Consider the following 13,188-nt stretch of genomic DNA (forward strand, 5'->3'; position numbering starts at 1 on the left):
AGCTTTCTCGACTTCCTATTTCGCAATTAATTGGCAAAATAAACAAACAGCTCATACCTCCTCAAAGGCACGAGCTGCTTGATTGAAATTTATTCAATTTTGTTTATCAGTACTTCTTGACGAAGAACCGAGAGATGTGGCTTATCTTATTTCAGATTAGTTTACTTCTTCTTATTCTTTTTCTTTGAACCGTCTTGCTTTTTCTTTTCTGGACGCATTGTTGGGAAGAGGATAACGTCACGAACAGACTTAGCATCGGTCAAGAGCATTACTAAACGGTCAATTCCGATTCCAAGACCACCTGTAGGAGGCATCCCGTATTCAAGAGCTTCAACATAGTCTAAGTCTACTGGTTCCGCTTCGTCGTTACCATTAGCCTTTTCCTTTGCTTGCATCTCGAAACGTTTCTTTTGGTCAATTGGGTCATTCAATTCACTAAAGGCATTCGCTAATTCGCTACCAGCAACGTACAATTCGAACCGGTCGGTCATCTCTGGGTTTTCCTTGTTCCGTTTTGCTAGTGGAGAAACTTCAACAGGGTATTCGTAAACGAATGTCGGTTGGATCAAGGTATCTTCAACGAACTCTTCAAAGAAGGCGTTTAAAATATGACCCTTTGTCCAGTAAGGCTTGTATTCAACCTTGTGTTCATCAGCCAACTTCTTGGCGTCATCATCAGTCATTGATTGATCGCTGAAGTTAATGCCAGTCTTTTCCTTAACGGCATCTACCATTGTGATCCGCTTAAATTCCCCACCAAGGTCAATTTCGTGCCCTTGGTAGTTAACCTTACCATCATCAGAAACAACCTTTGCAGCCGCCTTAACGATTCCTTCAGTCTCATCCATAACATCACGAAAGTCAAAGTAAGCAGCGTAAGTTTCCATTGTCGTAAATTCAGGGTTATGGTGTGGATCCATCCCCTCGTTCCGAAAGATCCGACCAAGTTCATATACCCGTTCAAAGCCACCGACAATTAACCGTTTGAGGTACAATTCGGTAGCGATCCGCAAGTACATGTCAATATCCAAGGCATTGTGGTGAGTGATGAATGGCCGTGCATTGGCACCTCCAGCTTGGGTATTCAAGATTGGTGTTTCCACTTCAGTAAAGCCGTGTTCATCCATGTAACGACGAACAGCCTTGATGATCGCTGTCCGTTGGTGGAACCGCTTGAAGCTTTCTGGATTGGAAATCAAATCAAGGTAACGCTGACGATAGATCGTCTCTGGATCAGTAACCCCTTCCCACTTGTTTGGCAATGGACGAAGAGCCTTTGATAAGAAGGTGATCTTGTGCGCACGAACGGTTAATTCACCGGTATCAGTCTTAATCACATCCCCTTCAATTCCAAGGAAGTCACCAATATCAGCGCGCTTAAAGATGTGGTATGGTTCATCCCCTACCATGTCTTTTCGAGCATATACTTGGATCTTACCGGTACGGTCAACAAAATCTGCAAAGCCGGCTTTACCACTGCTCCGCTTACGAGTCATCCGACCAGCGATAATAACCTTTTCGCCCTTTTCGTTTAATTCTTCCTTGCTGTATTGGTCATACTTATCATGTAGATCTTGTGCAAGGTGATCACGTTTGAAGCGGCGACCAAACGGTTCAATTCCGGCTTCTTTAAGTTCATTCATCTTTTCGCGACGAACGCGCATTTGATCTAATTCTTGTGACACTTACTTTCTCCTCCTCATATTAAGCGTGCTGTCTTTGCGCCTTTTTTAATTCACGCTCAGCTGTTTGTTCAGCAAACCGATCAAAAATATCATTCATTTCTTGGCGAGTTTCTGCCTCTACCAAAGCAGCCTTAGTCCGTGCGGAACGCGGAATCCCCTTCAAGTAGTATGTAGAAAGACCACGGAATTCGCGAACACCGACATATTCACCCTTCAAATCAATCAACCGGTTAAGGTGTTCTTTAGCCATCTTAATCTTTTGTTCGGGGGTCGCTTCTGGAAGTAGTTCTCCAGTTGCAAGGTAGTGTTCGGTCCGCTTGAGCATCCATGGGTTCCCAAGGGCTGCACGACCAATCATCACAGCAGTTGCTCCAGTTTCCTCCAGGATTCGTTTAGCATCTTCTGGAGTCCGCACATCACCATTGGCCATAAATGGAATTGATAGATGATCTGCCACTTCTTTTAGTATATTCCAATCAGCGTGTCCCGTATACATCTGTTTTCGGGTTCGGCCGTGCATTGCAATTGCAGCCGCCCCAGCTCGTTCAGCAGCCATGGCATTTTCTACCGCATAAATATGCTTATCGTCCCAACCAGTCCGCATTTTTACCGTTACTGGTTTTTTCACAGCATCGGTAACATAGGAAACCATTTCGTAAACCTTGTTCGGATCAAGTAGCCACCGGGCACCAGCATCCGTCTTAACAACCTTATTTACCGGGCATCCCATATTAATATCAATCACATCAGCTGCAGTATGCTCATCAACGTACTTTGCAGCTTGGACTAACGTTTCCTTAGTTCCACCAAAAATTTGAATTCCCATTGGGTGTTCACTTGGGTCAACATCCATCATGTTCAATGTCTTCTTGTTGCGGTACATAATTCCCCGATCAGAGATCATTTCACAGACAACGTACCCTGCACCAAATTCCTTACTAATTACTCGGAAAGCAGAGTTAGTAACTCCGGCCATTGGCGCAACAACTACTTGGTTGGCAATTTCGACATCTCCAATATGCCACTTCATTTTTTCACCTCATTATTAAAATTAATGTGAACTGCACTGGCTAAATTCTTTGTTCAATAACCAAATTATGATAGCACATCATTAATCTTTAACCAAATTAATTGTCTTCTTTGGCGTCTTTTGAATCCATCTTGGCATAAATATCTTTCAATTCTTGTTCATTGAATTCATATTTCTTACCACAGAATTGGCAAACTGCTTCAGCGTGGTGATCTTCATTAATCATCTTTTCAAGATCCTTTTTAGCAATACTTGCCAAAGCGTTGGCAAACCGTTCCTTACTACAATCACAACGGTATGCGACTGGCATCCGGTCAAGGATCTTCAATTGATCACCAAAGATTCGTTTCAGAATATCTTCTGGTGTATCACCATCACGAAGCATTTCTGAAACTAGTGGTAAATTCTTTAATGTCTTTTCTAGTTTACTGATTTCTTCATCGCTGGCACCAGGAAGGACCTGAATCATAAAGCCACCGGCAACCTCAATTGATTCATCGGGATTTACGAATACAGAAAGCCCTACTGCTGATGGAATTTGTTCAGATTGGGCAAGGTAGTAAGTAAAGTCATCACCTAATTCACCAGAAACCAGGTTAACCTGACCAGTGTATGGGGTCTTGTCTCCTGGTGCCATCTTGGTAACAGAAAGGGTTCCGTGCTTCCCAACGGCCCCAGAAACATCAATCTTTCCCTTATCATTTGCAGGTAGACTAATATGGTTGTTCCCCATGTACCCTTTAACCGTTCCTTGAGCTGTTCCGTCCGCAACAATAAAGCCAACCGGACCGTCACCTTGAATTTTTACGGTCATCCCTGCTTCACCTTGAAGACTCGCCGTAGCTAACAAGAGGGTTCCAATTAATGTCCGCCCAAGAGCCGCGGAAGAAGCACTCCAAGTATCATGAATTTCGTGAGCCTTTTCTACTAATTGGGTTGCGTTAACAGCATATGCTCGAAACTTACCGTCTTTACTCATACTCTTTACAAGGTAATCTGTTGATTTCATTTTTTGTCATCCTTTCATACTTATATGATACAAAAAACAGGTGGAATATGACCAACCTTTGGCTTATTCCTCCTGTTTTTCAATCTGATTATTTATCCTGTTCGTCTAAATCATCGGAATGATCATGACTGGCATCGCTAGCGGAAGTTGGAGCATCAGTAGCGTCACTAGCTGGAGTATCAGCAGCCGATTCTTCATTTTCATCACTAGCAGAACTACTTGCCTTAAGTTGTTCATGCTTTTCGTCTTCTAACCGTTCCAAAGCACGCTTGGATTCTTCAAAGGTTTGTGCACGAGCTTCTTCATCAGCAGCAGCGATATCCTTATCAGGCAGCTTCCCAGTCTTGTAAAGGCTAAGAATTTGCTTCTCATCAAGCGTTTCATACCTCAGTAAGGCTTCAGCAATGATCTTATGTTGTTCACGGTGAGTCTCAATAATGTGGAGGGCCCGTTCATGACCTTCACGAAGGATCCGCCGTACTTCTTCATCAACCAAGGCTGCAGTCTTTTCAGAGTAAGGTGATTGGTCATAACCTTGACCAGTAAATACTTGACCTGAACTTTGCAGTTCAACAGGACCAATCTTGTCACTCATCCCGTACTGGGTAACCATTGCCCGAGCAATTTGGGTTGCCTGTTCGAAGTCATTCGAAGCACCTGAAGATTGGGACTTAAAGATTAACTCTTCAGCCGCACGACCACCCATTAATCCGGCAATCTGCTCTTCAGCATTCTTCTTGGACATCAACATTTGATCTTCCCGTGGCAGCATAATTGCATAACCACCGGCACGACCACGAGGGACAATCGTAACCTTATGAACGACACGTGCATCATTCAAGACAAGACCAACAATCGTATGCCCAGCTTCGTGATATGCAACTGTTCGTCGTTCTTGCTTTGATTCAACTCGATCGTGCTTAGCTGGACCAGCGATTACCCGGTCTTCAGCTTCATCAAGATCGGCTTCGTCAATTTGTGTCTTGTTTCGCCGTGCTGCTAATAAGGCCGCTTCATTCAGTAAGTTTGCCAAGTCTGCCCCAACAAATCCTGGGGTTTGCTTAGCAATTTCCTTCAAATCAACATTATCTGCCAATGGCTTGTTCTTAGCGTGAACACGAAGGATGGCTTCACGTCCCTTAACATCTGGACGACCAACTAAGATCTTCCGGTCAAAACGACCTGGACGAAGCAAGGCCGGATCCAGAACATCAGAACGGTTAGTAGCGGCCATAACAATGACCCCTTCATCACCTTGGAACCCGTCCATTTCAACCAGTAATTGGTTCAATGTCTGTTCACGTTCATCGTGGCCACCGCCCATTCCGGCACCACGCCGACGACCAACGGCATCAATTTCATCGATGAAGATGATTGCTGGAGCGGCCTTCTTAGCTTGTTCGAATAAGTCACGAACACGACTAGCACCAACACCAACAAACATTTCAACGAAGTCAGAACCTGAAATTGAGAAGAATGGCACTCCAGATTCACCGGCAACGGCCTTAGCAAGTAAGGTCTTACCAGTACCCGGAGGTCCCTCCAAAAGAACACCAGATGGGATCTTTGCACCAAGACGGGTGAACTTCTTTGGATTCTTCAAGAATTCAACAACTTCAACCAGTTCTTGTTTTTCTTCCTCTTCACCAGCAACGTCAGAGAAACGAACTTTGTTTTTCTTGGCATCGGCAGGCTTTGCCTTTGTCTTCCCAAAACTCATTACTCCACGACCGCCGCCACCTTGACCAGCTTGGCCCATCATCATGTAGAAGAAGAATATCATGATGATTAATGGTAAGACAGTCAACAGCAAGTTCATCCAAACACTGTTAGATTCCTCTGCTCGTGTACTGATTTTAACGTTTTCCCGGTCAGCATACTTTTGTAATTGACTAACGGTTACATCACTTTGCAATACAGAACTTTGGAAGTGGTTGACTTTGCTGTTACGTTGCGTGGTAAAGCCAAAACTATTAGCAGAATTATTATTAGCAGATTGCGGCTTACGATAGGTACCTGTAATCTTGTAAACTCCACCATTTGGCTGTAGTTGAAAACTCTTAACCTTGTTACTCTTCAATTCAGAGATAAACTCTGTTTGTGAGACATTCTTACTTTGACCATTACTTTGGCTTCCACCAAAGAAGAAGTAAGCAATCCCCATAATACATAAGAAAATCACTGCGTAGAAGAGAACGTTATGAGTAAAATTATTGTTTCTCCGATTGTTATTCATAACAACCTCCTATTCTACCAGCAACAATATTGTGGTTACAATTGTAGTGACTATCATAGCATAATTGACAAATATTGACCAGTCAATTATCACACCTAATAGACACCACCCAACAATGCCCAACTCTACATTTTTTAGATTAATTTTTCCACTGATTTACCAATAATTAAAAAAGACAGATTATAAGCTAAACTTATTTAATCATTTAATTCAATTCAAAAAGGCTTCAAAGCCCGGAAACCTGAACTCTGAAGTCTTGAAAATAATCGATTTCATTTAATTAGTCCTTCTCATAAACGGCTGGCTTTAAAATCCCAACATAAGGAAGGTTCCGGTAGTAACCCTTGTAATCCAGCCCATAGCCAACTAAGAACTCGTTTGGAACGTTAAAGCCGACATAATCAGCCTTTACTTCAACTTGCCGTCCTTCAGGCTTATCTAATAGGGTACAAACCTTAACACTCTTTGCACCACGTTCTTTTAAGAGGTCAATTAAGAACTTTAAAGTATGACCAGTATCAACGATATCTTCCATAATTAGAATTGAGCGTCCACGGATATCTGACTTCAAATCTTGAACCAGCTTTACCTCACCAGTTGAAGAGGTCCCACCGTAATAACTAGAAACGTCGATAAAATCAAGCTTGGCCATAATGTCCATCCGCTTAATCATATCAACAGTAAACAAAACAGCCCCGGTCATTACAGAAATAATCAATGGTCGCTGTTCTTTATATTCAGCGGTTAACTGCTTTGCAAGTTCATCCATCCGGCGGTTAATTTCTTCTTCACTGTACAATACTCGTTCAATATCGTTATTCATTCTTTTCTCCTCTTCAAATCACGTATGCCAATAACTAGCCGTTGCCATTGGTCAAGGTAATCGTCAGGTCGGGTAAACCAACCCCACTTCCGCCCAACGGCCCACATAATATTATTCTTAGCATCAGCAATCACTAGCTGCTGATTACGCTCTAATAACGGTACTTTCTGATCAATTAGAACACGACTAACCCTTTGATGACCACCATTTTTTAACGGTAGTCGATCTTGATCTTGCCACCGACGAATTCTTAACGGCAATTGCTCAGGCGCCAACCACATCTCTTGGTAATCAGCTGTTTTACCAAAAAAACTCTTGGTTGTTGCGACTGCAATTTGATAATCGTTCCCAATTGAATACCAACGGCCCAATTTTACCACAGAATTTATGGAAGTTTGAGCTTTTTGTGGTAATTGATTAACATTTTTCAAAAATAGTTCGGAATAGTTCTTAAATAAGACTAAATTGGAGGCAATTTGACGACTAAATTGAGGTAAATGACGATTATTAATATCCGCAAGCAGCTGTTCAATAAAGCCCTGCTTCAAATTAGTCACCTTAGACCACTCTAACCACTTCACCAAAATTAATCGTTCCTTTGCTAATGGAAACTGTAATAACTGTCTTAAATTAAGGTGACCATTTTCATCCGCAATCTTTTCTAATTGTTCCTTCGCAAACTGGTCTTCAAGTTCAACCGCTAACTCTAATTGCTCGTGATAACTGCTCAATGATTCAAGAAGGTTCGGGTTTTCTGCTTCCAATAGTGGAATGACCCGGTGGCGGAAACGATTTCGGCTAACCGTTAGTTCCTGGTTAGTTTCATCCTCATACCATTTCAGATGATTACTAATCGCGTATTCACGTAATTGTTGTTTGGAAAAGGCAAGCAAGGGCCGGACAAGCTTTCCGTTAGCAAAAGCCCGTTGTTCTTCGATCCCGATCAACTGGGGTAGCTGGCCGCCCCGCGTTAGCTTCATCAACATTGTTTCAGCTAAATCATTCTTATGGTGGGCAGTAATTAAAATTGACGCTTGTTCTTGTTCCATTACCCGCGCAAAAAAGTGATAGCGCATCTTTCGTGCTGCCTCTTCGATCCCTGTCGTTGGGTGTTCTGCCACTGGCCACTGGTGAACAACCAATTGAAGATTGTGCTCACTACAATAGTGACGAATGAACTGTTCTTCTTCCTTACTTTGCTTTCTTAGCTGGTGGTTTACGTGGGCGACAACTATCTGTGGTCGTAACGTTTCGGGGAGCCGTTGCAATAGGGATAGCAACGCCATTGAGTCGACTCCTGTTGAAACAGCCACAACCACTCTTTTATTCTTATCAAAAAAGCGACCCTGTTGTAGGTGTCGCTTAAATTTATTGTTTAAATTCATCTTAACTCCGACGACCACCACGACCGCCACGTTTACCGTCAGTCTGACGTTTCAATGTTGAAAGCCGTGATTCACTTTCCTTTAAGTAACCAGCTAACATCTCATCGAAGTTTTCATGACGCCGTGATTGGTGATGACCTGAGTTGAATCCGCCATGGTAACCATGCTGATTTTGCCGATCAAAATTATTATTCCGTCGTTCACGATGTTCATGATGGAAATTGTTGCGATGGTGTTCACCGCGTCCTTCATCATGATGACGCTCTTCAGCATCTTTCATTGAAAGAGCAATCTTCCCATCATCGCCAACCTTAGTAACCTTAACCGTTACCGTATCACCGACTGACAACACATCATGAATGTCCTTTACATAATTATTTGAAATTTGACTAATGTGTACTAAACCAGTTTGGTTATCATCCAAATCAACAAAGGCCCCAAAATTAGTAATTCCTGAAACCTTACCTGAAACCTTTGCTCCAACTTCAACTGACATGAAATTAATTGATCCTCCTCAAGCCACAATATTTGTGATAAATGTACGTTGAGTATAACATACTTCAAACCAGAAAAGGTGACAAAAACATTAATATGTAAGAAAAAAACAGGAACAAGTTAACCATGACCCTGTTCCTGTTTTTTCGTTACTAATTATCTAAATTATAAACTGTCTCGCCCTTCTTCGTATAATTATACTTTGAGCGAATTATTTGTTGCAGATAATCGGGATTATGTAGCTGCTTTTTCTCTTGTTTAAGGTCCTTCCCAATTTCCTTTTGGCGGGCTAATTGGGTCTTTGAAGTACGAATACTAGCATTAATCTTTGTTAAAGATCGCTTACTTTGAATAATTTGTAATCCAAGAATTAAGAAGACAACAGTAAAGAAGAGCAGGATCAGTTTACAACGCTTAATACGTGTTCGTCGCACCACCTGTTGATTAACAGTCATCTGTCTAGCATAAGGCGTATTAATTTGTGAAACTTTGCCAGAATGACTCTTCATTTTTGTTGCCCCCTAATTTGACTTATCACAGGTTAAGTATAACAGCCTTCGAGGAGGATTGTCTATAAACAATCGAAATTATTAAATGTTTTATTAATATTTGTTCATTAATAACCCTAATCAAAATTTTCTGCATAGGTTTCATCAATAATTTTATACATATTTTCTGCTTCGCTTTTCTTGGTTGTTTCAACGATCTGATTAACCTTAACAGTTTCAGTTTTATTACCAAACTTAATCGTTAACGTATCCCCTGCAACAACTTGGCTTGAAGACTTAGCTGGCCGATCATTAATTAGGATTCTTCCTTGATCAGCAATCTCCTTTGCCACCGAACGTCGCTTAATAATTCTTGATACTTTGAGAAATTTATCTAATCGCATGTCATCCTCTTCTTTCTATTTTTTCTGTTCTTGCTTTAAATCACTTAATGCAGTAATGAATTTCAGGAGCTGGTGAAGCCAATCATCAACCGTCATCTTTGGTTGAATCACTAAACGAACACTTAGTTGATGATCTTCCTCACCGATTGTTGCCTTGAACTTTGTCTGCGCTAATTCCTTAATGATTTGCGGCGCTGTAATATTCCGACTCCCTTTTTCCGTAAAGGTAATCATAATTTGGTCCCGTTGCCGCTTAATACTAGCAATCATTGCCAAGTCAGCATGGAGCTTCAATTGACTAATTAAGAGAAGGTTCCCAACTGCCTTCGGATAATCTCCAAACCGATCAATCAAGTCACCCTGAATATCAAGAAGCTCATCGTCATTGGCTGCTGTTCGAATCGTCTTATATAACTCGATCTTCTGTTGTTGGTCATTAATGTAATCATCAGGCAAGTAAGCTTCGACACCAAGTTCAACCTCAGCATCTGATTTATCCACCTGCTTCTTTCCATGCTTTTTGGCAACTGCATCACTCAACATTGAAGAATAGAGATCATAACCAACTGAATCAATAAAGCCGTGCTGTTGTTTTCCTAAAAGATTACCAGCACCCCGGATAGATAGGTCACGCATTGCAATCTTAAAGCCAGATCCTAATTCAGTAAAATCGCGAATTGCTGCTAGACGCTTTTCACCGAGTTCAGTTAGGACCTTATTGGGTTGGTACATAAAGTAAGCATAGGCAACCCGGTTACTCCGGCCGATCCGTCCCCGAATTTGATACAACTGAGCTAATCCCATCCGGTCAGCATTTTCAACAAATAAAGTATTTACGTTAGGAATATCAACCCCAGTTTCGATAATCGAGGTTGTTACCAAAACATCATAGCCGCCCTGAATAAATTCGTAGAGAACCGATTCAAGTTCATTTTCACTCATTTGGCCATCTATATAGCCTATCCGTGCTTCAGGAACCAATTGTTGAAGACGGGCAACAGTCTCTTCAATATCCATTACCCGGTTATGAAGATAGTAAACTTGTCCACTACGTTGCATTTCCCTAAGGATCCCATCACGGATTGCTCCTGCATTTTGTTCCATCACGTAGGTTTGAATTGGATAACGACCAGCAGGTGGTGTTTCGAGAACAGAAAGATCCCGAACTCCTAGCATTGACATATGGAGCGTTCGGGGAATTGGTGTAGCAGTCAAGGTCAACACATCGACATTATTCTTCATTTGTTTCAGTTTTTCCTTATGCTTAACTCCAAAGCGTTGTTCCTCATCAACAATTAACAAGCCGAGATCCTTGAAATGAACATCCTTTGAAAGGATCCGGTGAGTTCCAACAACAACATCTATTGAACCATCAGCCAATCCCTTTTCGGTCTTTTTAAGTTCCTTTCGCGTCTTGAACCGGGACATCAGGGCAATTTCAATTGGAAAGCCTTCAAAACGCTTCTTCATTGTGTCGTAATGTTGCTGAGCTAAAACAGTAGTCGGTACAAGAAAGGCCACTTGCTTACCACCAGTAACGGCCTTAAAGATTGCTCGCAAGGCTACTTCTGTTTTCCCGTAACCAACATCACCTACTAGTAGGCGATCCATTGGTTTAGGTTTCTCCATGTCTTCCTTAATTTCAGTAATACTCCGGAGCTGATCCCGAGTTTCAGAATAAGGGAAGTTAGCATCAAACTGTTTTTGCAAATAGTCATCCTTAGGAAAAGCATAACCCTTTTCGGTTTCCCGCTTAGCATAAAGATCAACTAACTCATCAGCGATATCTTCAACCTTAGAGGCAACCCGACGCTTCGTTTTAGCCCATTCATTACCACCAAGCTTGTTAATATGTGGCGTCTTTGATTCAGCCGAAACGTACTTTTGAACCAAGTTTAATTGGGTAACCGGAACAAAAATCTGCGCATTGTTTCGGTAGTTAATCACCATGTAGTCTTGATGCACGCCATCGACTTCCATCGTCCGAATCCCGCTAAAGATCCCGATCCCGTGATTAACATGGACAACATAATCTCCTGGCTTGAGATCTAAGTAGTTCTTAATCCGCTCGGCATTAGCTAACTTTTGCGGACGGATCCGGCGCTTCTTTACCTGCTTAAACATTTCCCCTTCAGTAATCACTACTAATCCCATCTGAGGAATTTCAAAGCCGTTTGCTAGGTTAGTGGGGACCAATTGAACAATATTTTGCTGAAGTTGGTTCAATTCGGTTGTGGTGACCTTAATACCAAAATCATCCATTGTTCGTGCAATCTGGTCGCGACGCTCCTTACTGCTTGCCATTAAAATAACGGTTTGTCCTTGATCGATCCACCGTTGCATTTCTGTTTTTAGCAGGGGCATTTGGCCGAAGAACCGTTGCATTGTCCGACTTCCCAGGTCAGTCATTACCTTAAACCGTAATTGGCCCATCCCTTTACGGAAAAGTGCCCAGAAATCTTGAGCATGTTCATCCTGGCTCATGAGTTGACTAACATCATGACCAAGACTTGTCGCCTGGAGAAGTTGTTGGTGTTTAGCCTTATCTTCTAGCCATCCTAACTCCTCCTCACTAATCTCTTTGGCAGTCTGCTTAATTCGCGTCCAATCATCAAAATGAACCACACCATCGACAGAAAGGTAATCCAGCAAAGAATGCTTTTGTGAATAAATCAGATCAGTAAAGACCAACAATTCGTTAGTTAACTGGTGTTGCTTTAAGGCTGTTAATAATGGTTCAAACCAGTTTGCAAGTTGCTCTTGTTCATCTTCACCATCTACCTGTTCTTTTAGTTGGTGATACTGCTTGGTTAATTCTTTTTCCACCCGTGAAAATTCAGTAGCCGGAAGGATAAAGTCAGTTGCCGGAAGAATTTCGACTTCCTTCACGTTTTTGATACTTCGTTGCGTACTGGCATCAAAATATCTTAAAGAGTCAATTTCAGTATCAAAAAGGTCAACCCGCACTGGATCATCAGTGTTTAAGGCATAAATATCAATAATCGAGCCCCGGACAGCAAAGTCACCTGGTCGGAGAACCATTTTTTGTCGCTGATACCCCATTGAACTCAATTGTTCCGCTGCTGTTTCAGGATCAATCTCCCCACCAACTTTGAGAGTCAACCGAGCTTGGTCAAATAACTCAGGAGAGACAATATTTCGTCGCAATCCAGCAGTTGAAGCAAGGATAATTGCTGGTTTTTTATTAATCAATGCGTCCAGAGCTTGGACCCGCTGCAATCGATAATTTGGTGAACTTGTTGCTACTTCGGCAGCAAGGACTTCCTCTACCGGAAATTGGTAGACCTCTTCTTCAGGTAATAAATTTTCCAAATCAGCAGCTAATTCCTGCATATGGAAAAGACTATCGGTAATCACTAATTGTGGCTGGCCAAGTTTTCTTTTTAACGCTGCCAATAATAAAGTTCGTGCTGAACCGGAAATTCCAGTAATTAGTTGACGGTGATGTTGTTCAATCGCTGTAGCAACTTGTTTGAATTCCTTTGTCCGCGTACAAAAGTCAGTTAATTCCAACTGGATTCCTCCTTTCTGCTTTTTTTATGGTTGTATTCAATTCTATATTCGATCAACTGAATAGGCTTGCTTTGCTGCGGTTTTTCAATTTCTACTGCA

10 protein-coding genes are annotated in these 13,188 nt (G+C 41.9%); all 10 read right to left on the minus strand.

The window, feature by feature from the left end; all coding sequences use genetic code 11:
* Positions 1-161 precede the first annotated feature (161 nt).
* On the minus strand, positions 162-1,685 hold the full coding sequence (lysS, locus tag H9564_RS07325) for a lysine--tRNA ligase (protein WP_191684854.1): 1,524 nt from the start codon (positions 1,683-1,685) through the stop codon (positions 162-164).
* 19 nt (positions 1,686-1,704) lie between these two features.
* Entirely contained in the window at positions 1,705-2,715 is a 1,011-nt protein-coding gene (gene dusB, locus H9564_RS07330; protein ID WP_191684855.1) for a tRNA dihydrouridine synthase DusB, read from the minus strand.
* Between the two features lie 97 nt (positions 2,716-2,812).
* Positions 2,813-3,724 carry an Hsp33 family molecular chaperone HslO gene (gene hslO / locus H9564_RS07335; RefSeq protein ID WP_191684856.1) on the minus strand — a complete coding sequence of 304 codons (912 nt, stop codon included), beginning with the start codon at positions 3,722-3,724 and terminating at the stop codon, positions 2,813-2,815.
* Positions 3,725-3,812: 88 nt separating this feature from the next.
* A complete protein-coding gene (gene ftsH, locus H9564_RS07340) occupies positions 3,813-5,960 on the minus strand; it encodes an ATP-dependent zinc metalloprotease FtsH (protein ID WP_191684857.1) in 2,148 nt (715 codons plus the stop codon).
* A 280-nt stretch (positions 5,961-6,240) separates the two neighbouring features.
* The gene (gene hpt / locus H9564_RS07345) at positions 6,241-6,783 is read right to left on the minus strand and encodes a hypoxanthine phosphoribosyltransferase (protein ID WP_191684858.1); all 543 of its coding nucleotides are present in this window, start codon (positions 6,781-6,783) and stop codon (positions 6,241-6,243) included.
* Positions 6,780-8,168 carry a tRNA lysidine(34) synthetase TilS gene (gene tilS, locus H9564_RS07350; protein WP_191684859.1) on the minus strand — a complete coding sequence of 463 codons (1,389 nt, stop codon included), beginning with the start codon at positions 8,166-8,168 and terminating at the stop codon, positions 6,780-6,782. The genes hpt and tilS overlap by 4 nt, the downstream gene beginning before the upstream one ends.
* 1 nt (position 8,169) lies before the next feature.
* Complete coding sequence (locus tag H9564_RS07355) at positions 8,170-8,664, minus strand: S1 domain-containing RNA-binding protein (protein ID WP_191684860.1); 495 nt, start codon at positions 8,662-8,664, stop codon at positions 8,170-8,172.
* Between the two features lie 151 nt (positions 8,665-8,815).
* The gene (locus H9564_RS07360) at positions 8,816-9,172 is read right to left on the minus strand and encodes an FtsB family cell division protein (protein ID WP_191684861.1); all 357 of its coding nucleotides are present in this window, start codon (positions 9,170-9,172) and stop codon (positions 8,816-8,818) included.
* A gap of 116 nt (positions 9,173-9,288) precedes the next feature.
* Complete coding sequence (locus H9564_RS07365; RefSeq protein ID WP_191684862.1) at positions 9,289-9,555, minus strand: RNA-binding S4 domain-containing protein; 267 nt, start codon at positions 9,553-9,555, stop codon at positions 9,289-9,291.
* A gap of 15 nt (positions 9,556-9,570) precedes the next feature.
* On the minus strand, positions 9,571-13,089 hold the full coding sequence (gene mfd, locus H9564_RS07370; protein ID WP_191684863.1) for a transcription-repair coupling factor: 3,519 nt from the start codon (positions 13,087-13,089) through the stop codon (positions 9,571-9,573).
* Positions 13,090-13,188: the final 99 nt, after the last annotated feature.

The organism is Limosilactobacillus avistercoris (assembly GCF_014836425.1).
GTDB lineage: Bacteria > Bacillota > Bacilli > Lactobacillales > Lactobacillaceae > Limosilactobacillus > Limosilactobacillus agrestimuris.